Here is a 21,594-nt window from a genome sequence, read left to right as displayed (position 1 = left end):
GGAGATCATTCTCCTGTTGCTTCGTGGCAGCAATGAGTGACCTCCCGCGACTTAGGGCAACCGAAAGCCCTTCGCGGACCATGTTCAGTGCGGTTGCTTGAACTGATCGTTGAGATTCTGCCGCTCGATCTGCGTTTCCAACGGAATCAGTTCGTTCTCGTGGGGCAGGTTCGACTCCGGTGTCTGCGAATACGGTACGTTCTGAGGAATGAAATCCTCCTTGGCTCCCGGCTTGCTGTAGTCATATGGCCAGCGATACACAGCCGGAATCTCGCCTGGCCAGTTGCCGTGCATAAGTTTGATGGGCGACGTCCATTCCAGCGTATTAGCCTTCCAGGGGTTCTGTGGCGCTTTTTTGCCGTAGAACATGCTGTAGAAGAAATTGAACAGGAACGTAACGTTAGCCGTATGCACCAGAATAGCCGCCAGCGTTATAAACCTGTTCATGTCGCCGAACACATCCTTCATGAAATCGTAACTGGTGAACGCATAGTATCGACGCGGAAAGCCAGCTATGCCCATGTAATGCATGGGAAAAAACAACAGGTAGATACCAATGAACAGACCCCAGAAGTGAATGTGCCCCAGCGTTGGGTTCATCATCCGGCCAAACATTTTGGGGTACCAGTGATAGATACCGGCCAGGAAACCAAACGACGATACGCCCCCCATCACAAAATGGAAGTGTGCCACCACGAAGTAAGTATCGTGGAGGTGGATATCAATTACACTGTTTCCTAATATCAAGCCCGTTAGGCCCCCTGTAATGAAAAATGACACCAGGCCGATCGAAAACAGCATCTGAGGGGTAAAATGAATATTACCCTTCCACAAAGTTGTCAGGTAGTTAAAAACTTTTACCGCTGAAGGCACAGCGATAATCAGGGTGAGGAACATGAATATTGACCCCAGAAACGGGTTCATACCTGACACGAACATATGGTGCCCCCACACCAGAAAGGCCAGGAACGTAATGCCTATCATGGATGCGACCATAGCCCGGTAGCCAAAAATGGGTTTGCGGCAATGTACAGCGAAGATTTCCGACGTAATGCCCAACGCAGGCAGCAACACAATGTACACCTCCGGGTGGCCCAGGAACCAGAACAGGTGTTGGTAGACGATCGGGTTCCCCCCCAGATTCGGCAAGGCCTCGCCAGCGATGTAGAGATCAGAAAGGTAGAAACTAGTACCAAACTCCCGGTCGAACAGCAACAGTAATACCGCCGAAAATAAGACGGGAAAGGACAACAGCCCCAGAACAGCCGTCAGGAAAAACGCCCAGACCGTGAGCGGCAATTTGCTGAATGACATCCCGCGCGTCCGGAGGTTGATCACCGTAGTAATATAATTAATGCCCGCCAACAACTGGGAAATAATGAACAGTGCCATACTGGCAATCCAGTATGTCATTCCCATCGCCGAGCCCTGAGCGGCCTCTTTGATGGCATTGAGTGGTGGATAGGCCGTCCAGCCCCCGTTCGGCGGACCGGTTTCCAGAAACAAAGCCGTAAACATGACTAAGCTGGCCACGAAAAAGAACCAGTACGAAAGCATGTTGAGAAAGCCCGAAGCCATATCGCGGGCACCGATCTGGAGCGGAATCAGAAAGTTGGAAAACGTACCGCTCAGCCCGGCCGTCAGCACGAAGAAGATCATGATCGTGCCGTGCATGGTCACCATAGCGAGGTAGAATTCGGGATCAAGCTTACCCGATTCGTTAATCCAGCGGCCCAGAATCGGACGCATCCAGTCCATTCTCATGTCCGGGAAACCGAGCTGCATCCGAAACAGCAACGACAAGGTCGTTCCGACAACAGCCCAGAAGATTCCCGTGATCATGTACTGCTTGCCGATGGTCTTGTGATCTTCCGAGAAAATGTATTTGCGTATGATCGAATGCGGTTCGTGTTTTCCCTCTTCGGCTTCAGCCGGCGTCGTGCCAGGGTTGATGGTATCCGGACTTCCTTCCTTTCCACGCCCTGATCGCAATTGTGAATACCCCGTCGACACCCACCCAATAAGAACAGCGGCAATAATCAATACACCAGTCAGAAACATAGCCTTATACGTTGAGTAGTTTTTGCTAAAAAATCGGTTGGAGAGGTTTCAGTCAGGCCAAGCAAATACCTACTTAGCCTGTCATTTCAATAGGGAACTTTTCAGTACGGGCAGGAGCCCCAAAACAAACGGCGTAAATGAGGGAATGGCCCCGCCTAAAATGAAGCAGGCAGAGCGCCTGTCTCTGCCTGTTGATTATCCCATTTTCTGTCGCCAGCATCTCTAAACAAACTCATGCCAGTTGATACTATCGAGGTAGGGAGCCAGTTCACTCGTACTCTTGAAGGCGTATATGTATTTTAATTCATGCTCTTTCCACCAGCTGGCCTCTACGTAGAAGTTGCCCAGGCTGTACAGCATGAGGTACTCCTTCCCCCGCATCCGGGGCATCAGGGGTATTCCTGCCTGATACAACACCGCACACTGAAGCCGTTTAGATAGCTGTACAAATTCAGACAGGCTGATTGGCATACGCTTCCCTACCTTAAACGATACACAAAACCGATGGCTTCGCCTGCCACCATCCAGGCCCTCTTGGCACAAGTGCCTCAACGGATTCGCCGGCGGCCAGTCGCTGCACCATCCGGGTCAGGTCGGTTGGCTCCGGCCTGCCGTCCCGCAGGCAATACACCCCGGGTTCGTAGAGCTTCTCACAGCGGGTCAGCATACAGTGCCAGTCGTACATCCCGAACACGGCCCAGGCGGTTACAGCCTGCACATCGACGCCTTCGCAACGAGCCATCAGGGCCTGCTGCCAGGTTTCGCCCAGCCACCGCATCTGCTCATCGACGGTGCAACCCAGGTGCGCTTCGGTAACGACCAGCGGTATCTGGTACCGTTGCCAGGCCTGCAACAACAGCTTGCTGAGGCCCAGTCGCTGCCCGGGTGCCGCCCGGACAACTTCGGTATCGACATAAATATCCTGACCGTTTCCGGCATGCAGGTGAGCGGGATATCCATCGAGGGAATGGTCCAGATAGCGTTCGCTCGTAACGTAATGGTTGATACCGATAATGGAAGGTGGACAGGGGTTTTCGACATGAAACCACAAGTTCTGCTCCGATGCACCGGCCCAGCGCAGATACGACCACATCGGGTGGCTGGGCACTACGTACCCACAAAGCAAATCCCAGGTCAGCCACCGACGATAGTTTTCAAACTCTGCCTGATAGGCCAGCCTGGACGTACTATGCGTATAGCCCAGATCGTCGGTCTGCACCAGTTGGGCGTTGGGCTGTACGTGCCGGATCTCATACATAGCCCGGACCGTTGCCCGGCATTCGCGTAGCAGCAGATCCACGAATAGCCGGTCCGAGTTGGCATGCGGATACCAATGACCATACAGGCCCGAAAACCGGGCGGTCGTCAGCGGTTCGTTGACGGGCGTGTACAGTTCCACCCACGGATATCGCTCCGCCACGCGCCGGGCGTAGCGGGGCAATTCCCGCTCAAAAGCCGACCGCTCAAACGTAGCATAGCGCGGTCCGCAGCCGTGGTGAACCAACCCCACTACGGGCCGGATCGAACGCTCGCGCAGTAGGGCCAGGCGTTCGTCGGACCAGCGCCAGTCCAGTTCGTCAGGTTTGTACGGAGCCGTTCGTTCCCATAACACAGGGTAGCGAACAGTTCCGGCACCCAGCTTTGTCAGGAAATCCATGTCTTCGTGACGGTGGTGATGACCGGTTCGAAGGACCTGATCCTGATAGACATCACCGACCCGATTGACGGTGCATTCGATGCCGCTCCACATAGCAAGCTGGGGCTGGCTGTCCCGTAGCCTGTCGGGGCTGGCTATAAATCGGTTGCTCATCAGACTATTGCTCGGTTAAGATACCCTGCAACTCTACCTGCATGAGCCGCTGCATCTGCCCCCACGTATTTTCCCACGACTGCTCCCGCAGAAATGCATCGATCGCTTTCCAGTCGTCGCCCTGTTTATTCCGGACAAAAAGATCAATGGCTTTCTCGAATGCTTCAACTGAATCGGCAATGCCTACCCGCTCCCAGCCCCCATACGTACGCACCACATCCCGGATGGGCGTGGATACCACCGGCAAACCGGCCGCGAGGTATTCAGGAGTTTTGGTCGGGCTGATGTACCGGGTAGCCGTATTCAGCGCAAAGGGCAGCATGGCAACGTCCCAATTGCTGAAATAGGCCGGCAGTTGGTTATAGTCTTTCATTCCGAGGTAATGCAGGTTCGGGTGGCGGGGCAGCGAATCAGGGCAAATCTTCACTACGGGTCCGAGCAGAATAAACTGCCAGTCCGGTCGACGCTGCGCCAATTCGTCCAGCAAGGCCAGATCGAGCCGTTCGTCGATCACCCCGCAAAAGCCAATGCGAACACCGGAGACGGATCGCTGGTCGTCGGGGTCAGGCAGCGATTGCCGGGCTGGCCTGAAATGCTCAAAATCAATGCAACTGGGAAAGGCAAATACGCGTGGGTGCCGCTTCTGCTTGGCTTCGTACAGGCTGTAGCCCCCCGTAAACACCAGGTCGGCCTGCTGAAGGAGCTGCTTTTCCTGATCCAGCAGCAACGGCGACGCCCCTGCAAACGCCGACAGCTCGTCCATGCAGTCGTAGACCGTCAGCTCCGGCCGCAGGTGATTACTGAACAGACAGGCCATTGGGGTATAATACCAGGCCACGTATCGACTGATCCGCTCCCCAAGCAGCAGTTCGTCCAATAGCTGCCGTTGCAGCTCAATGGCCGTTTCCGCTTCGGTACCGTGGGGCAGGTGCGGAACAACCACCCGTAATCGATCATCAACGGCCTTAATCTCCAGCCGATACTCAGTTCCCCATGCCGGTTCTTCAATGAACCAGATCTGCCAGTGGCGACTTGCCCGGCTCAAAAGGTGCTGTGGTCGTTGATAAACAAAGTTCCAGCGCAGGTGTGAGAAACAAAGCAGGTGCTCAACCACCCCTGACGTTTGTTGCTTACCATTTGTTGATAATCCTGAGACGCGCTTTGACGATAAGCCAATAGTACTTGCCGATTCATTCCTAAATGTCATAGCTGAACGTTGAGTTGCTTACTCGTTTTACTCCCCAATGAGTAAAGCGCCGAAAAACGAACTAACCTTCAGCAAATAACATGACGGCCACTCACGGCGGTTTAAAAACAAATGAAGTAATTAGATAATGGTCTTTGTTAACATACAAAGACCTGTTAATCTATGCGATACACCTGAAAAGCATAGAAACGTAGACGAAACACGACAAAATGAACGTAATTGTGAATACATTTATCCGTAACGATCATTACGTATTGCGACAATTGGCGAAACCAATAAAAAAATTAATCTACTACATTTATAGAATGTTGTATTTTTGACCTTACAACTTTGTACACAACACTATGAAAAATAATTTTCGCAACTCTAAATTACTAGTAATCGAAGACAACTCAGATCACCGTTTCTTTATTGAAAAAGCAATGAAAACCTGCTTATCGGAGGTTTCGGCGATCCACATGTCCACCGAACAGCAAGCCATTGCCTACATGGATAGTTGTCTTTATCAGGAATGGGACCTGCCAACACTCATTCTGCTGGACCTGTATTTACCAAACCGTGAAAACGGGTGGCGCATACTGGAACACATCAGGCAAATGCCAACGCCCATCAACCAGATACCAATCGTAATGCTTAGCTATTCAAACCAGCGCGACGATATTGCCGAGGCCTACCAAAAGGGCATCTCATCGTACCTGGTCAAACCAACTCATGAGGAAGAATGGGTAAGCTACTTTCAGAAACTACGTTCATATTGGTGGGAAACAGTCACTCTGCCCAAAATGAGATTTAGTTTTTGAGCCGGGTGCCTCCCCTCAATGAACCAGTGCAACCGTCGAAAACCAGTAATCGCACAGCCGTTCGAGCGTTTGGACCAGCCGACTGTTATCGTTCGTAACCGATACAACCGAATTGGCATGTAGCGTATAGGCCTGCTCCACCTCCTGGCTTGCCGGCAAAACCAGCATCACAACGGGAATAGCGGCAAGCCGGGAGTTTTCTTTCAACCGGCGCAACGTTCTGACTCTGTCCATTTTCGACGTACGCGCATCGATCAGAATCAACACGGGTAGCTCATCCTCAGCCGTGAACTCCAGCATCTCGGGCAAAATACTGCCCTGATCTAATACATGCAGGTTATACTGCCCCCACTTCTCATCCAGCAACTGCTGAAGCAACTGCATGTTGGGCATATCGTCGCTGATGACCACCACCGACCGCTCCGTGGCGTAGTCGTCCTGCTGAGTGGAATTGAAGTCCTCATCGTCCCCGGCCGGCACCAAATCAGCCTCCACCAAAGAGGTTTGCAATACGTCGATTACCTGATTCCACCGTCGGCGGCTTACCGGAAGCGTTGTTCCGTCGGTTAACTGGACAGAGCCCGCCATTTTTGGCCGTGGGGGAGCCTGAGCCGATTCAACGCATTGGGGATTGACCAGGGCCGTTTTATGGACGCGGATAAACGTGGGCAGGTTGACTTCAAAAAAATTCAGCGACTTGGCCGCCAGCTCTTTCTCGCCATTTCTGTAGTACACCCACGAGTAGTTATTTGCCCCGGACAGATAATTAATTAAAAACGGGTGCTGAAGGATTTTCCGAACTGTACTCATACGAAGTTTTCATAACGTTCACCGAACCTGTCGTAACTGGTAAGCAAGCGGGAATCACAGACTCAGATTGACTGCTCATCAACCAACCAATGGCCTTCCAGTCCAGGCTTTCGGCTACATAGCCGACCGACATAAGTGTTTTTGTTATAAAAATACATAGGATATAGTAAAACCCGGTCGTAAAGTAGCCCCTACTTTTCCAAAAGTTTGTATGCGGTCATCGTTTCGGGTCCGTACCCACCCTCCGGCCAGGCTCATTATTTCTCCCTCCAAGATAAACCGCGTACCGATCAGGTAAGCCAATCCGGCGCTCAACTGCCCCCGGTACGTATCCGTCACGAACGAGTCGTCGGTCCACTCCCAGGCTAATTCAGCGGCTGCATACGGGGTAAGCCGACGGTTGCTGAAATACTGCTTCACGAACGGATGAACGCCTACCGTCCACCGCTCCGACCGCACCGATTGCTGATCCAGTCCGCCGAGGTACTGGTCCGTAAGTTTACTATAGGCTACCGGCGTAGCAACCCCCACAACCAGCCGCGTATTGACAAGATAGCCAATGGATGGATTTATCGAAAAACCCCGCCCCATTTCTTCCCTGAACACATCCGCTACGTTCCGGCTGGTAATAAGTTTTCGATTGCTGGTGGTCAGTTCAAAGCCCCCGGCCACCAGCCAGTTTGACCGCACAAACTGGTTCGGCGGAAATACGGGGTTCTCCATGGGCCGGGAGGGTGGCCGCCCTGTTGTGGCAATAAGCCCCACGCCCAGATTGGTGACGGTAAGCGGAAAGGTGTTTGACCGGGTAATGGCTTCAATACCCCAGTAGTTGGTAATGTAATAGATAAAGCCGGCCTGTAGCTCAGGTGATAGAAAGAACCGATTTTCGCGGGTTTGTGAGAAACGCTGCGTAGTTGCCTGCGATCGGGACACACCCCGCTCCCAATCGCCCGACAGCCCGACTCCGAGATAGACCCGCCAGTTGAACGACCGGTTGCCGGAAGGTGGTCCCCAATAACGCCGGGCAAACGGTGTTAGGGAGAGTTTACTATCGAACCGACTATTCCGGGTGTCGAAGTTGAAGCCGGCCTTCGTACTCGCCTTGCTCAGCTCCGCTGTCACCTCCGCCCCTAACAGGAAATTTTTTCGCACGAATACACCCCGGCCTGCAAACAACTGCATGGCCAGGTCAGAAGCGTTGTCCTGGTACTGGCGTGACGTAGCCAATTGCCCACCCAGGCCGCCTGTCCAGAAACCATTGCCCTTTTCGGTTTGCGCCTGCACACCCGGGCAGACCGCACAAAGCGCCCAAATACGTAAATAAGCTAATGCTTTCATGAACGAGAAACTCCACTACGTTGATCCTACCATCCTGAACCCCATTCATTGCCTGCCAAGTTACTGAAACGCTAAGCCACTTATTCACAATGATTTCCAACAAAAAAGGAGCCGAACACATGGTTCGGCTCCTTCGTATTTATTGTATGGCGATAAATCTTATTCTACCACGGCTTCCGGTTTCTTAACCGAGATCGTCAGCGACTCGCCGTTACCGTCATAATCCGCCAGAATCACGTCGCCTTCCTTCAGTTCACCTTTCAGGATTTCTTCGGCAACGGGGTCCTCGAGGTAGCGCTGGATGGCGCGGCTCAGCGGACGGGCACCATACTGCGGATCGTAGCCTTTGTCCGACAGGAAGTCTTTTGCTTTGTCGGTCAGCTCGACTTTGTAGCCCAGGTTAGTTACGCGGCCCAGCAGCTTGCCCAACATGAGGTCGATGATTTTGTGGATGTCTTCGCGCTGCAGCGAGTTGAACACAATCACATCGTCCAGACGGTTCAGGAACTCCGGCGAGAAAGCTTTCCGCAGGGCGTTCTGAATCGTGGTCTTCATCAGTTCGTCCTGGTTCTCAGCCTTGTTGCGGGTAGCAAAACCTATGCCAGAGCCAAAATCTTTCAGGTCACGTACGCCAATATTCGACGTCATGATGATGATCGTGTTCCGGAAATCCACCCGGCGACCCAGACCATCGGTCAGGATACCGTCGTCGAGCACTTGCAGGAGGATGTTGAACACATCCGGGTGCGCCTTCTCGATCTCGTCAAGCAGTACGACTGAGTACGGCTTCCGGCGAATCTTCTCGGTCAACTGACCACCTTCTTCATAACCAACGTAGCCCGGAGGAGCGCCGACCAGTCGGCTAACACTAAACTTCTCCATGTACTCCGACATGTCGATCCGCACCAGCGCATCTTCCTTGTCGAACAGGTACGTCGCCAGCACTTTGGCCAGTTCCGTCTTACCAACCCCGGTTGGGCCGAGGAAGATGAACGAACCAATCGGTTTCTTCGGATCTTTCAGACCAACCCGCGTCCGCTGAATGGCTTTCACCAGCTTGTCGATCGCCGACTGCTGACCGATTACTTTGCCTTTCAGTTCTTCGCCCATGTTGATCAGCTTGCGACCTTCATCGAGCGATACGCTGTTGACCGGGATACCCGTCATCATCGCTACTACTTCGGCTACGTTTTCTTCGTTGACCGTGTAGCGACGCTTCTTGGTATCTTCTTCCCAGGCCTGCTTGGCGCGTTCGAGCTGGTCGATCAGGCGCTTCTCCTTGTCGCGGAGCTGAGCTGCCTCTTCGTACTTCTGGCTCTTGACAACCTGGTTCTTTTCCTTCTTGATATTCTCGATCTGCTCTTCAAGCTTCAGAATATCTTCAGGAACGGTAATGTTGGAGATGTGTACGCGGGCGCCCACTTCGTCCAGTACGTCGATGGCCTTATCGGGCAGGAACCGGTCGGAGATGTAACGCTCCGACAGCTTCACGGCCGCTTCAACTGCCTGTGGCGTGTAGTTGACGTGGTGGTGGTCTTCGTACTTATCCTTGATGTTATTCAGAATCTCGATGGTTTCATCGATCGACGTAGCGTCAACCATCACCATCTGGAAACGACGGGCCAGCGCACCATCTTTCTCGATGTACTGACGATACTCATCCAGCGTCGTGGCACCGATGCATTGAATGTCGCCCCGGGCCAGAGCCGGCTTGAACATATTCGATGCGTCGAGTGAACCAGAAGCGCCACCTGCGCCGACGATGGTGTGCAATTCGTCAATGAACAGAATCACCTCGGGTGATTTTTCCAGTTCATTCATGACGGCCTTCATCCGCTCTTCGAACTGGCCACGGTATTTGGTACCAGCCACGAGCGACGCCAGGTCGAGCGTAACTACGCGTTTGCCGAACAGCACCCGCGACACCTTCTTCTGCACTATGCGCAGCGCCAGGCCCTCGGCGATGGCCGTTTTACCAACACCCGGTTCGCCGATCAGGATCGGGTTATTTTTCTTCCGGCGGCTCAGAATCTGAGCAACGCGTTCAATTTCTTTTTCGCGACCAACAATGGGGTCAAGTTTGCCAAGTTCAGCAAGCTTGGTCAAGTCACGGCCGAAGTTATCCAGCACCGGGGTCCGAGACTTTTCGGAGCCTTTCGGATCTTTGCCTGAGCTGGAGCTGCCACTGCCACCGAACATGCCACGGTCGTTGTCGTCGTCGTCGGTTTCGGGGCCCATCACCGGACGGCTTCCCGAAGATTGATATTCCAGCATCTCCTTGATCACCTCATAATTAACGTTGAACTTATTCAGAATCTGCGTCGCCACGTTATCTTCGTCGCGCAGAATTGACAACAGCAGGTGCTCCGTACCAATGAGTGGGCTCTTAAAGATTTTAGCTTCCAGATACGTAATCTTCAGGGTCTTCTCCGACTGACGGGTCAGCGGGATATTGGCCAGATTTTTAACGTTATTGGTGGCCGTTCCTTTAGTGGCTTGTTCAATGGTAATGCGGAGTTCATCCAGCGAGATGCCCAGTTTTTTCAGCAGCCCCACGGCTACCCCTTCGCCCTCGCGGATCATACCCAGCAGCAGGTGCTCCGTGCCGATGTAGTCGTGGCCCAGGCGTAAGGCTTCTTCCCGGCTCAGCGAGATCACTTCCTTGACGCGGTTTGAGAATTTTGCTTCCATTCGCTTTGGGTCTCCTATCGTAAGCGTAATAATGGCTTAACGAAGTATTTTCAGGTTTTGTTCACCCGGTTTAAGGGTTGGTCAGTTGGTGGATTGCGTGATGTGTTTTCAGTTTATTCGCCGGCAAAGGTGATAAGCCAAATCAATCAAACGACCGCCCATGTAAATAACAAATAAATTACGTTAACCATTCCACCGCGCGCGGCCCCTGACAAAATAATAAATCAAGTATGCTCAGGTTTGGTACAAATTCCCGGCCAAAGTTCTGCTCGTAGGGCGCTGCGTGATGGAATACGTACGTAATTACCTGGTTCGGTGGATGTATCCGCGACCGAGCGTCAAAAATGCCGGCCGGCGGTTCCTTGTCGTACCAATCTGTCAGGTTAATAGCCGGTGAACGACCAAGTAGTTTCAGACAAATTGTCAGCAGTTCCCAGTTCAGATCAAACAAATACGTCCAGCTTTTCCGATAGACCGGTTCAAAGTAGGGCGCGTAGTACTCAAAAAACGGAGCTTTACCGTAAGCCGCCTGCAGGCACCGCCAATGCCGATCCTGCCAGGACTGACCATTGTCCACTCGCACATCGCGAATGAGTTGCTTGTGCGTACCCTGCTGCACCGGTACCGTGAGTGCATCCACCTTGTTTGCCGTCAGGACGTAGCAGCGATTTCTGTAACTTTGCTTCTGATAATGTTCGGCGGCTTCGATCCGTACTTCATCGTACTGAAAAAGACCCGTCATGTAATCCAGACAGGGCAGGTAATGCAGCTCAATGAGAAGTTGGGTTGGTACAGGAGGAGCCGGTTGGTACTTTTCCAATAATAACAAACGTATCCGTCACCAATTAACGTAAAAAAACAATACCGCCAACGGTTTTTGCCAAATTTTAATTAAAGGGTGTTTTCGTACGTATAACGAATTCTACCTAGTTGTCGTCTATCTTTTTGCGAATGATCTTTTTCCGACTCTTATCCCGTCTGCCGCTCAGTATCTTGTATGGAATTTCCAATTTCTTGTACTTTTTACTGCTGTATGTTATCCGGTACCGCCGGCGTGTCGTTGATGAAAACTTACGTCTGTCTTTCCCCGAACGGTCGGACCGTGAGCGGCAGCAGATCGCCCGACGATTTTACCGGAACCTAACCGATCTGCTGGTCGAAACAATCAAAATGCCGACTCTCTCCCCGGCTGACCTGAAACGCCGTGTCCAGTTTACGAACATTGACCTTGTCAAAGATCGGCTGGACGCGGGTCAGGCGGTGATCGGGATGGCGTCCCATCAAAGCAACTGGGAATGGATTCCGTCGGCGTCCGTACTGTACGGGATGCCGACCGACAGCATTTACAAACCCCTGAACAGCCCTTTCTTTGAAGAGCTGATGCGCTCGATTCGGTCAAGTTTTGGCGCGGTGCCGGTACCGATGAATACCCTCCCCCGCCGGATGGTCGCTCAGAAGGACGTGCCACGAATTATTGCGCTGGTAGCCGATCAGGTGCCGGATCAGCCTGAACATGCCTACTGGATTGATTTCCTGCACCGCGACACACCGTTCTACCCCGGCTCCGAACGCCTGGCCCGCAGCCGGAACCTGCCGGTTTTTTACACTGAACTGGTGCGGGTTCGGCGCGGGTATTATGAAGTTACGTTTACGCTCATCGGCGATCCTCCGTACACAGATCTGCCGGAAGGAAGAATTCTCGATCGGTACCGCGACGCCCTTACCAATACCATTCAGAACCACCCATCGGACTGGCTCTGGTCGCACAAGCGCTGGAAACACTGGCGGGGCAAATACACGAAGATTGAAACCAAGCTAACGTAGTGGTTCCCGTCCGTAGTGATGACACCACGCCTATGGAATCATTGTCAAAAATTTGGTAGTTTGACAGGCTAATTCGCTGCCCTAAACCTTATGAAAACTGTCGTTCTTACCACGCTGCCCCTCTTCGGTTTTTATGCCGGACTTAGCCAGCCTATACCGGCCACGACCGGCCGCACCCTGCTGATCACATCCGTACGCACCGGTAATACGGACATCTTCGCGGTCGATCCCGTATCAGGCACATCCATCAATCTGACGAATGCTCCTCAGTCAGAAGAACGCTACCCGGCCTGGTCACCGGATGGGAAAATGATTGTGTTTACCTCCAACCGGGGTGATGGCAAAACCTTTGACCTGTACATTGCCAACGCCGATGGCAGTCGGGCTCAGGCGTTAACCCATTTGCCCGCCGGTTCGGTAGCGTACTGGCCCTGCTTCACGGCCGATGGTCAGTACATTTACTTCAACGAAGGCAACAGCAGCCAGATTTACCGGATTCGGCCCAATGGTAAGGACATGAAAGCCATGGCGCAGGGCCGCGACGGCAACATCTCGCCCGACGGGAAACAGATCGTGTACACGCAGCAGGGCACCAATGGCTTCGGGGTGTGGGTCATGAACGCTGATGGATCGAACCGGAAACAGATCATCCCGAATGAAAGCCAGATTGGGGGCATTGCGCCGGTCTGGTCGCACGACGGCAAGATGATTGCTTTTTCGGGACAGGCTGGCGACTACGCCGAAATTTTTGTATGCAACGCCGACGGTAGTGACCTCAAGCAAATCACCCATCTGAAGAAAATCAGTAGCTCCCCCGCCTTTTCGCCGGATAATCAATACCTGACCTTCCGCGTAACGGAGGAAGCCTACTGGCGCGACGCCCAAAAGCGCGAAAAGACGTACCAGGAAAAAGAAGCCGACAAACGCCCGGTCTGGCTGGTCAAAGCTGATGGCACCGACGCGCAACTGCTGGAGGTCCTGCACTACCACTGCGCCATGGACGGTAGCCGCGCCGAATGGAAGCCCCTGGCAAAAAAGTAAGGCGCTATCAATCAGCACGCAACGACAGTCTACCACAAATAATGCACCGGATTTCTGATGTATTCGTCGTAGATACTGGTTACGGCCTGCATCTGTTCTGCCGAAGGAGCCGGCCGCTCAAGCGCCTGCAAATTGGACGTCAGGTGGTCGGGTTTCGACGCACCGGGGATGATACAGCTTACGGCATCGAACGTCAAGATCCACCGCAATGCATCGGGAGCCAGGTTATCGTCGCCCGGGAAAACGGTACGTAGCTGATCCACGGCAGCCAGGCCCCTTTCGTACTCTACGCCCGAGAAAGTTTCACCCTTGTCGAAGGCCGCGCCGTTGCGGTTAAAGTTCCGGTGATCATCTTTTGAGAAGGTTGTGTTCCGGTCGAACTTACCCGTTAGCAATCCACTCGCCAGCGGTACGCGAACGATGATACCGATGTCCCGACGTTTCGCTTCCGGAAAGAACAACTCAGCGGGCCGTTGCCGAAACATGTTGAAGATAATCTGAACGCTGCACACGTTGGGGTACTCAATGGCTTTGAGCGCTTCCTCTACCTTCTCGACACTAACGCCCATATACTGAATTTTTCCTTCTTCTTTCAGGCGGTCGAACAATTCGAAAATCTCGGGGCGGTAGTACACCTCCGTTGGTGGGCAGTGCAGTTGGATCAGATCCAGCGTCTCCAGGCCCATGTTGCGCAGGCTATCCTCTATGAAACGGCGCAGGACCTCGGGTTGATATGCTTCGTTGACGTGAGGCTGCAACCGGCGACCGCATTTGGTGGCTACATAAATACGTTCTGACCGCGAGCGCACGAGTCGGCCAACGGCTTTTTCGCTTTCGCCATCGCCGTACACATCAGCGGTGTCGATGAAATTAATGCCCGCGTCAACGGCATCGTTGAGAATGCGGTCGGCGTTTTCGTGGCTGAAAGGATCGCCCCATTTGCCACCTACCTGCCAGGTGCCTAAACTGATTTCGGATATGGTAAAACCGGTTTTGCCGAGTTTTCGGAATTGCATAGGAATTGAGTTGTTACGAACGTGCTGAACTGGTTGAACACAAACGGTGCGTTTCTGTTCGGCCGATTTACGGAAAGAACGTTGCCATAAGCCCCACGATCAACGCCAGGCCGAAGATGATCAGCAGACCAACCAGAATGGTTCGCAGCAGGCTACCGGGTTTCTGTGAGCGGTTCGTTGTCATTGTTAATCCAATATCATTGCAGCGGCAGCACCTAAAGCACAACCAGCATCTGCACAAACGTAACCGTAGTAGTCAAGAAGACCATGTGATAGCGGGCAAATTTTATTTTAAAAAAAGCCGCTGAGCTGATTGCCTATCGAGCGAACCAATTAATACTAGTTTCACATTGGTACCGCGTATGACTACTTCCAACCCCTCAAGGAGCTTGGGGTAATCGAAGCCTTTTACTTACAAAACTCTCACTTTAGGAGCGCCCACCAGTCCCAAAACACCGATAGCGGCATAAGCGCCAAGGATTGCCAGCGGCACACTACCAATCCCACTGCCTCCGGTAGCTGGCTGGCTCAGAAACAAGGACAGTAAAGACAACCCCAACCCTCCCCCAACGAAGTAGGACGTAGTGCCCACGCCGGATGCCAGTCCGTGGTACGCTTCGGGCACCGGCTGCAACGACAACACCGTCAGCGCCGAAAAACAGAGTGCAATACCAAACCCGTTGACGCAGGCAATGGAGCCCAGTAACAAGCCTACGTTATCAGGCGCGAATTGAGTTTGCCATAGCAGTAGGCCAGTGCCCAGCAGCATAGACAACATACCCAGCCGGGCGATTCGGCGCACCGACAGACGTTTCAGCAGAAATGGCATGAGAAATTTACCAGTCAGCGCCGATAGCACACTAAACGGCAGGAGTAAGAGGCCAGCCTGAGCCGCGCTGAGCTGCCGGTCTTTCTGCAACACCAGTGAAATCAGAAACAGGTAACTGGTGAAGATCGCCCCTAACAGCAGCATCTCGCCGATGGCCAGGGTTGATTGCCGCAATACCGCAAACCGAATCAGGGGATCGGGCTGGGCGGCATTACGTCGCAGGAACTCCCGGGTACCCAGCACCACGAAGGCCGTCAGCAGCACCAGCCACCCACCCTGGGTGCGCCAGTTGCCCAGTTCATGAACGATGTACGACAGGGCCGTAATGAGCAGCGTCAGGAGCAGGCCCGAACTAAGATCAGGAATGGATGTAGAGGTTTCCCTATCACCGGGAATGTAGCGGTAGGCCAGCACCATGCAGAGCAGGATGACCGGGACATTGATAAAAAACACCCACTGCCAGCCGAACGATGAAGCAATCAGCCCACCGACCGACAACCCACTGCCCGATCCGATGGCGGCAAATGAGCTAAAAACCCCAATGGCCCGGCCACGGGCCTGTGTATCGGTGTAGGTATTGGTAACGATCGATAGGGCAGCGGGCATAAGCAACGCAGCCGCTACGCCCTGTAAGGCCCGGAAGGCGAGCAAACTGTTAAATGTAGTTGATAGACCAGCACCGAACGAGGTAAGCAGGAACAAGCCCGAAGCCGCCAGAAAAATACGTTTGCGGCCTACCGTATCGGACAGCCGCCCACCGACGATCAGCAACCCGCCATAAAGCAGTACGTAAAGCGTTTGCAGCCATTGCACCGTGTTAGCCGATAGCCCGAATGAGGTCTGTATGAGGGGCATCGTCAGGTTGATGATGGCGATGTCCAGAGCCTCAAAAAAGATACTAATGGACGTGATAATCAGAATAAACGATTGCCTTGTTCCTTCCTGCATATAACACACTTTGTTTTACGCAAAGGACTAAATCATAGCAAAAACAAAAAAGAAGTATTCATTTTTTAGAACAGATACGTTAATATTGACAGACCTGTAGAACAAACTAATAAATCAACGCTTTCCTTATGGCCATTCCAGAACAAGATAAGTCAACTCTATTTGCATTAGATGAGAAGGATTTTCAAATCTTACGGCTGCTACAGGACAACGCAAAACTGACCGTACGCGAAGTGGCAGCGCGGGTTCACCTTAGCCCCACGCCTACCCATGAGCGCATTAAACGACTCGAACAGCAGGGAGTCATCCGGCAGTACGTAGCCCTGCTTGACAACCGAAAAGTAAACCGCAAATTGATGGTACTGTGTCTGGTGTCGTTGAAGGAACACGATAAACAAACCGCCCACGCGTTCGTGAGCGGTATCACCCAGTTCAAGGAAGTGGTCGAGTGCTATAATATTGCCGGTGAATACGACTTCATGCTCAAGATCATTACGGAGAACATGGAGACGTACCACGACTTTTTCATCAATTACCTCGGCGAGGTGAAAGGCATCGGGAAAGCCCAGAGCGTGTTCATTATGGATATCATCAAAGACACCCACTCAGTACTGTGACCGCTGCAACCCAGCGTTTGGGTTATAATCCTGAGTTCAACGAAAAGCTATCGAACTGAGCGGTCTGGCTGGTCGTTCCTTTTGCCGTTAAGCCAACACGCAGGGCCCGATCCCAGGGCGGCAGATACGTTCCATCGATGGAACGATCACCCACGGGTGTGAATGACTTGCCGTTGTCCGTACTGTACGAGAACGAAATACGGCTGCCATTCTCGACTTTCGCCAGCAGCGTTATAGCCGACGTGTTGCCAGCCTGGGCCGTCCCCAGCGACTGTTCTTTCCCTTTTTCGAGCCTCCATACCCGTACCTGTCCGTCCTGCGCGGAAACGCCAATGGCGTTGTTATCGTCGCCGATGATGGCCAATCCAGTTTGGGGACCGTTTGCCTGAGGCACGACGACAGCCTGAGCCGTATAGTTAGGCGATAGAGTGCGGTGACCGATATAATCACCGAACTTGTCGGGCTGCGCGGTTAGCTGCAACTGGCCTTTCCGCACCTGAATAACGGGCTGGCGGAATACCGACCAGTTCCACGCCGTTGACAATTCACTACTGTTGAAATCGTCCCTGAACTGGCCAGCTACCGAGGCAGCCGGTGTTGCGTTACGTTCAAACGCAATCCAGCCATCGTCGGTGAAACGAAACTCCCGCAACAACGCCTGTCGGCCGACAAATATGCCTCCCTGCTCGCTGTAGGCATGGTACAGAAAATAGTGGCGGCCGTCCTTCTCAATGGGTGTACCGTGTCCCGGACATTTCCAGAGCGGCTCAGCCGTCAGAATGGGGTTTTGCCTGTATTTCTCCCAGGGTCCGAGCAGGCTTTTCGCGCGGGCGACACCGGTGCCGTAAGTACAGGCGCTGCCGCAGCAACCGGCAGCCGCATATATGGCGTAGTAATAGTCACCGTGCCGTATCATCGACACCCCCTCGACCAGATTCGCTTCCCACGGAGCATCGTTGCGAAACAACTCCTTTTTTTCACCGGTCAGGGCGGTACGTTCCTCATTGAGTGGCTGAGCCCAGATAGGCGTCGGCTGGTTAACACTGTTACCATCTTCTTTCCAGATCAGGTACAGCCTGCCATTTTCGTCGCGCATGGGAAAGCCGTCGATTGACCCGTCTTTCTGACAAACCAGTGGGCCATGATCGCGGTACGGGCCTTCGGGTTTATCCGCACTGGCCACACCTACGCACAGATTGCCGTCTTTTTTGTGAGCCGTATAGTAGATGTACACCCTCCCATTCTCGGGGGCGATCTCGGGAGCCCAGAAGTAATAATCGGCCCAATCCGGTTTCTTTTCGAATACAAAGCCTTTGGTTTCCCAGTGAATAAGATCGTTGGATTTTAACAGCGGATAGGCCGGGAACCAGTTCGACGAGGTGGCCGTAGCCCAGTAGGCGTTGCCAATTTTGGCCACCGACGGGTCGGGGTAATCGCCGGGTATTACTACCGTTGGCGATTGAATAGCCTCCGCCTGTCGGCTGATGCCACCGGATGGTGCCGAGCTTTTACAGGTCAGGAAAGCAAAACAAAGGATGCCGTAGCAAATGGATTTCCGAAAACTATTCATGGTAAAACTGGCCCCATTTAACGGGTAGGGCAAAAAAGATATATCAAATGATTTGCTGAAGGAAGCGTCTCAATCCAAACGTTAGGCAAAGAACGTAGCCATCAGCCCCACCAATAAGGCCAGTCCGAAAATGATGATTGAGCCAATGAGTATGGTTTTGACCAGACTAGCCGGCTTTTTGGGAGGAAGGTCATTTGTCATAACGTTGCGATTTCTGTGATTACGTCAAAGCCTGTTTCAGCGCATCGGTCAGGGCCACTACGTCGCGCTCATCGTTGTAGACATTCGGAGAAATACGTAACGCCCGGGCCCGCACCGACACCGATACGTTCCGTTTCAGCAGCGCCTGCTGAATCGCCAGCGGTTCGGCCTGCTGCGGCAGCCAAACGCCCACGAGGTGATGGCTTCGTCCGGTTTCCGGTTCGATCTGACAACCCAATTCCTGCCAATCGGTTAGCGAATCGGCCAATAATGTTCGGCAATAGTCCTGAATCCGGTCGGGCTGCCACTCCAGAAGCTGCGCCAGGGCCGCTTCCATCATCGGTGAGTGGATGAAATGGCTTTGTTCGCCCATGTTATACCGATATGCCTTCGGACGATACGTTGGCTGGTAGTCGGTCAGGCGATGAAACTGGTCGCTATCAATACGGGCCATCCAGTTTTCTTCGAGCGGAATGCCATCGTCAAACGCGTCGCTGAAATAGGCAAAGCCCGACGAGTAGGGTCCCATCAACCATTTATACCCCGCACAAATCAGCGCATCGGGCTGAATCTGCTCACAATCGAACGGCATCGCCCCAACAGACTGAGTCCCATCGACGGCCAGCCAGGCGCCTACGTCCCGGGCCCGTTGCCCAATGGCCTCGAGTCCGAACCGGATGCCGTACATCCAGTGCACAGGCGGCACCACAACCAGGGCAGTGTTGGTGTCAATCGCTTCCAGAATGCGTTGATTCCACTCGGCACCCAGCGGAAACCGGTCCGGCATCTGTACGGTGTGGATATGCAGACCCAGTTCGTCGCTCACCCGCTGCCACGCATAAACATCACTGGGGAACTCACTATCGATCAATATAATACGTTGTCCACGAGCGATGCCCGGCTTGCGCGGCAGGTTTCGGGCCACAACGGCCATGCCATACGACACGGATGGTATAACGGCCACCCGCTCGGGGTCGGGGTTATGGATGAGTTGCGAAAACAGCGCCTTCGACCGCGTAGACGCCGAAAGAAAGTCGTGGGCAGTTATGCCAAACGGATTCGTTTGTCGCCGGATCGCTTCCACACCCGCCTGCTCCACCGACCGGCTGAACGGCCCACGGGTAGCACAGTTGATGTAATGCGTATGGTCAGGTAGGGCAAAGCGCTCTTTCTGGCAAACAAGTTGGGTTTGTTGCTGAAGCATTCGGATAGGTTTACCAATCAATTAATCACAACGGAATGTTCCCGTGCTTTTTCTTGGGCAGGCTCGCGACTTTGTTCTCCAGCATCCTGAACGCCCGGATTAGTTTCTGGCGGGTCTGGTCGGGGTAGATGACCTCATCGATGTAGCCCCGGTGCGCGGCCCGATACGGGTTGGCAAACTTCTCGGTGTATTCCTGCACCTTCTCCTGAAGCTTGGCCTGTGGGTCTTCCGCTTCGGCAATTTCGCGTTTGAAAATGATTTCGGCGGCTCCGCTGGCTCCCATTACGGCGATTTCGGCACTCGGCCAGGCGTAGTTCATGTCCGCGCCGATGTGCTTGGAGTTCATGACGTCGTAGGCACCACCGTAGGCTTTGCGGGTAATGACCGTTACGCGGGGAACCGTCGCTTCGCAGAAGGCATACAGCAGTTTGGCCCCGTTGGTGATGATGGCGTTCCACTCCTGATCGGTGCCGGGCAGGAAGCCGGGCACATCCTCCAGCACCAGCAGCGGTACGTTGAACGAGTCGCAGAACCGCACGAACCGGGCGGCTTTCGTGCTGGCGTTAATGTCCAGCACCCCGGCCAGCACCGCCGGCTGGTTACCAACCACGCCAATACTACGTCCGCCGATCCGGGCGAAACCAACGACGATATTTTCCGCAAAATTCTTATGTACTTCCAGGAATGTCCCCGCATCGACCAGCTCGTCGATCACCTCGCGCATGTCGTACGGCTGGTTGGGGTTGTCGGGAATGAGGGTATTCAGGTTCGGGCGGCTTTCGTCCTGCGGCTCGTAGGGCAGCATTGGCGGCTCGTCTTCGCAGTTCTGCGGAATGTAGCTCAGCAGTTGCTTGATGTGCTGGATACAGGCCAGTTCGTTCTCGCAGGCAAAGTGCGTAACGCCCGACTTCGTACTGTGCGTACTGGCCCCACCAAGTTCTTCGGCGGTCACTTCTTCGTGCGTCACGGTCTTGACCACGTTCGGGCCGGTCACGAACATATATGACGTATTCTCGACCATGAAGATGAAGTCCGTAATGGCCGGTGAGTACACGGCACCGCCCGCACAGGGACCCATGATGGCCGATAACTGCGGTATTACGCCCGAAGCTAACGTATTGCGGTAGAAGATATCAGCGTACCCCGCCAGCGACAATACGCCTTCCTGAATCCGGGCTCCACCCGAGTCGTTCAGACCGATTACGGGCGCACCGTTTTTCATGGCCAGGTCCATCACTTTACAAATCTTCTCGGCATGAGTTTCGGAAAGAGCCCCGCCGAAGACCGTAAAATCCTGAGCAAATACGTAGACTAATCGTCCGTCGATGGTGCCGTAGCCGGTCACGACGCCGTCGCCGAGGTAATGCTCTTTGTCGAGACCAAAATCGCGGGTCCGGTGCATCACGAACTTGCCGATCTCTTCGAACGAGCCTTCGTCGAGCAGCAGCGCAATGCGTTCGCGGGCGGTTAGTTTTCCTTTCTTGTGTTGCGCATCAATGCGCTTTTGTCCACCACCGAGTTCAGCCTCCACGTTTTTGCGGGCCAGCATGTCGGTTTTTGACAGATGAGATGTTGAGGATTGATCGGTCTCAGGACGGGTTTCAGTTTGCATGGAGTCAGGTATCGT

The 21,594-nt window shown here is 53.5% G+C and carries 17 protein-coding genes; 4 read left to right on the top strand and 13 right to left on the bottom strand.

All coding sequences use genetic code 11. The annotated features are described in order from the left end of the window. Nucleotides 1–84 precede the first annotated feature (84 nt). The 4 genes from BN8_RS04310 to BN8_RS04295 all read right to left on the bottom strand — a co-directional run bounded on the left by BN8_RS04310 (nucleotide 85) and on the right by BN8_RS04295 (nucleotide 5,078). On the bottom strand, nucleotides 85–2,061 hold the full coding sequence (locus BN8_RS04310; protein ID WP_009280579.1) for a cytochrome c oxidase subunit I: 1,977 nt from the start codon (nucleotides 2,059–2,061) through the stop codon (nucleotides 85–87). Nucleotides 2,062–2,283: 222 nt separating this feature from the next. Further along, entirely contained in the window at nucleotides 2,284–2,532 is a 249-nt protein-coding gene (locus BN8_RS04305; protein ID WP_009280578.1) for a hypothetical protein, read from the bottom strand. Nucleotides 2,533–2,545: 13 nt separating this feature from the next. After that, nucleotides 2,546–3,871, bottom strand: a complete 1,326-nt coding sequence (locus tag BN8_RS04300) for a family 1 glycosylhydrolase (RefSeq protein WP_009280577.1) — start codon at nucleotides 3,869–3,871, stop codon at nucleotides 2,546–2,548. A gap of 4 nt (nucleotides 3,872–3,875) precedes the next feature. After that, nucleotides 3,876–5,078 carry a glycosyltransferase gene (locus tag BN8_RS04295; protein WP_009280576.1) on the bottom strand — a complete coding sequence of 401 codons (1,203 nt, stop codon included), beginning with the start codon at nucleotides 5,076–5,078 and terminating at the stop codon, nucleotides 3,876–3,878. 344 nt (nucleotides 5,079–5,422) lie between these two features. Here BN8_RS04295 and BN8_RS04290 point away from each other — a divergent pair, with 344 nt between their 5' ends. Next, nucleotides 5,423–5,878: a response regulator gene (locus BN8_RS04290; protein ID WP_009280575.1), complete on the top strand. Its 456-nt coding sequence runs from the start codon at nucleotides 5,423–5,425 to the stop codon at nucleotides 5,876–5,878. Nucleotides 5,879–5,893: 15 nt separating this feature from the next. Here BN8_RS04290 and BN8_RS04285 read toward each other — a convergent pair whose 3' ends face one another. The 4 genes from BN8_RS04285 to BN8_RS04270 all read right to left on the bottom strand — a co-directional run bounded on the left by BN8_RS04285 (nucleotide 5,894) and on the right by BN8_RS04270 (nucleotide 11,546). After that, nucleotides 5,894–6,688: a LytTR family transcriptional regulator DNA-binding domain-containing protein gene (locus BN8_RS04285; RefSeq protein WP_009280574.1), complete on the bottom strand. Its 795-nt coding sequence runs from the start codon at nucleotides 6,686–6,688 to the stop codon at nucleotides 5,894–5,896. A 144-nt stretch (nucleotides 6,689–6,832) separates the two neighbouring features. Continuing rightward, nucleotides 6,833–8,026: a hypothetical protein gene (locus tag BN8_RS04280; protein ID WP_009280573.1), complete on the bottom strand. Its 1,194-nt coding sequence runs from the start codon at nucleotides 8,024–8,026 to the stop codon at nucleotides 6,833–6,835. A gap of 159 nt (nucleotides 8,027–8,185) precedes the next feature. Next, the gene (locus BN8_RS04275) at nucleotides 8,186–10,717 is read right to left on the bottom strand and encodes an ATP-dependent Clp protease ATP-binding subunit (RefSeq protein ID WP_009280572.1); all 2,532 of its coding nucleotides are present in this window, start codon (nucleotides 10,715–10,717) and stop codon (nucleotides 8,186–8,188) included. 178 nt (nucleotides 10,718–10,895) lie between these two features. Continuing rightward, nucleotides 10,896–11,546, bottom strand: coding sequence for a WbqC family protein (locus BN8_RS04270; RefSeq protein ID WP_009280571.1), 651 nt, complete (start codon nucleotides 11,544–11,546; stop codon nucleotides 10,896–10,898). 122 nt (nucleotides 11,547–11,668) lie between these two features. Between BN8_RS04270 and BN8_RS04265 the strand changes: the two genes are divergently transcribed. Next, nucleotides 11,669–12,541 (top strand): lysophospholipid acyltransferase family protein, encoded by an 873-nt coding sequence (locus tag BN8_RS04265; protein WP_009280570.1) that lies wholly within the window; start codon nucleotides 11,669–11,671, stop codon nucleotides 12,539–12,541. Between the two features lie 90 nt (nucleotides 12,542–12,631). Further along, a complete protein-coding gene (locus tag BN8_RS04260; protein ID WP_009280569.1) occupies nucleotides 12,632–13,582 on the top strand; it encodes a TolB family protein in 951 nt (316 codons plus the stop codon). Nucleotides 13,583–13,611: 29 nt separating this feature from the next. Here the strand turns inward: BN8_RS04260 and BN8_RS04255 are convergent, their stop codons facing one another. Beyond that, nucleotides 13,612–14,598 (bottom strand): aldo/keto reductase, encoded by a 987-nt coding sequence (locus tag BN8_RS04255; RefSeq protein ID WP_009280568.1) that lies wholly within the window; start codon nucleotides 14,596–14,598, stop codon nucleotides 13,612–13,614. A gap of 412 nt (nucleotides 14,599–15,010) precedes the next feature. After that, nucleotides 15,011–16,375 carry an MFS transporter gene (locus tag BN8_RS04250; RefSeq protein ID WP_009280566.1) on the bottom strand — a complete coding sequence of 455 codons (1,365 nt, stop codon included), beginning with the start codon at nucleotides 16,373–16,375 and terminating at the stop codon, nucleotides 15,011–15,013. A 128-nt stretch (nucleotides 16,376–16,503) separates the two neighbouring features. Between BN8_RS04250 and BN8_RS04245 the strand changes: the two genes are divergently transcribed. Further along, nucleotides 16,504–16,992: an Lrp/AsnC family transcriptional regulator gene (locus BN8_RS04245; protein ID WP_009280565.1), complete on the top strand. Its 489-nt coding sequence runs from the start codon at nucleotides 16,504–16,506 to the stop codon at nucleotides 16,990–16,992. Between the two features lie 22 nt (nucleotides 16,993–17,014). Here the strand turns inward: BN8_RS04245 and BN8_RS04240 are convergent, their stop codons facing one another. The 3 genes from BN8_RS04240 to BN8_RS04230 all read right to left on the bottom strand — a co-directional run bounded on the left by BN8_RS04240 (nucleotide 17,015) and on the right by BN8_RS04230 (nucleotide 21,579). Beyond that, on the bottom strand, nucleotides 17,015–18,562 hold the full coding sequence (locus BN8_RS04240; protein ID WP_009280564.1) for a family 43 glycosylhydrolase: 1,548 nt from the start codon (nucleotides 18,560–18,562) through the stop codon (nucleotides 17,015–17,017). Between the two features lie 220 nt (nucleotides 18,563–18,782). After that, nucleotides 18,783–19,967: an aminotransferase class V-fold PLP-dependent enzyme gene (locus BN8_RS04235; RefSeq protein WP_009280562.1), complete on the bottom strand. Its 1,185-nt coding sequence runs from the start codon at nucleotides 19,965–19,967 to the stop codon at nucleotides 18,783–18,785. 25 nt (nucleotides 19,968–19,992) lie between these two features. Next, entirely contained in the window at nucleotides 19,993–21,579 is a 1,587-nt protein-coding gene (locus BN8_RS04230; RefSeq protein WP_009280561.1) for an acyl-CoA carboxylase subunit beta, read from the bottom strand. Nucleotides 21,580–21,594 lie beyond the last annotated feature (15 nt).

Origin of the sequence: Fibrisoma limi BUZ 3, assembly GCF_000296815.2 — a bacterium.
GTDB classification, from domain to species: Bacteria; Bacteroidota; Bacteroidia; order Cytophagales; family Spirosomataceae; genus Fibrisoma; species Fibrisoma limi.
This window is presented reverse-complemented; position numbering and strand designations above follow the sequence as displayed.

Coding starts and splice junctions, on each gene's coding strand:
- BN8_RS04310 (WP_009280579.1), bottom strand. CDS start 2,061: ATGTTTCTGACTGGTGTATTGATTATTGCCGCTGTTCTTATTGGGTGG.
- BN8_RS04305 (WP_009280578.1), bottom strand. CDS start 2,532: ATGCCAATCAGCCTGTCTGAATTTGTACAGCTATCTAAACGGCTTCAG.
- BN8_RS04300 (WP_009280577.1), bottom strand. CDS start 3,871: ATGAGCAACCGATTTATAGCCAGCCCCGACAGGCTACGGGACAGCCAG.
- BN8_RS04295 (WP_009280576.1), bottom strand. CDS start 5,078: ATGACATTTAGGAATGAATCGGCAAGTACTATTGGCTTATCGTCAAAG.
- BN8_RS04290 (WP_009280575.1), top strand. CDS start 5,423: ATGAAAAATAATTTTCGCAACTCTAAATTACTAGTAATCGAAGACAAC.
- BN8_RS04285 (WP_009280574.1), bottom strand. CDS start 6,688: ATGAGTACAGTTCGGAAAATCCTTCAGCACCCGTTTTTAATTAATTAT.
- BN8_RS04280 (WP_009280573.1), bottom strand. CDS start 8,026: ATGAAAGCATTAGCTTATTTACGTATTTGGGCGCTTTGTGCGGTCTGC.
- BN8_RS04275 (WP_009280572.1), bottom strand. CDS start 10,717: ATGGAAGCAAAATTCTCAAACCGCGTCAAGGAAGTGATCTCGCTGAGC.
- BN8_RS04265 (WP_009280570.1), top strand. CDS start 11,669: ATGATCTTTTTCCGACTCTTATCCCGTCTGCCGCTCAGTATCTTGTAT.
- BN8_RS04260 (WP_009280569.1), top strand. CDS start 12,632: ATGAAAACTGTCGTTCTTACCACGCTGCCCCTCTTCGGTTTTTATGCC.
- BN8_RS04255 (WP_009280568.1), bottom strand. CDS start 14,598: ATGCAATTCCGAAAACTCGGCAAAACCGGTTTTACCATATCCGAAATC.
- BN8_RS04250 (WP_009280566.1), bottom strand. CDS start 16,375: ATGCAGGAAGGAACAAGGCAATCGTTTATTCTGATTATCACGTCCATT.
- BN8_RS04245 (WP_009280565.1), top strand. CDS start 16,504: ATGGCCATTCCAGAACAAGATAAGTCAACTCTATTTGCATTAGATGAG.
- BN8_RS04240 (WP_009280564.1), bottom strand. CDS start 18,562: ATGAATAGTTTTCGGAAATCCATTTGCTACGGCATCCTTTGTTTTGCT.
- BN8_RS04235 (WP_009280562.1), bottom strand. CDS start 19,967: ATGCTTCAGCAACAAACCCAACTTGTTTGCCAGAAAGAGCGCTTTGCC.
- BN8_RS04230 (WP_009280561.1), bottom strand. CDS start 21,579: ATGCAAACTGAAACCCGTCCTGAGACCGATCAATCCTCAACATCTCAT.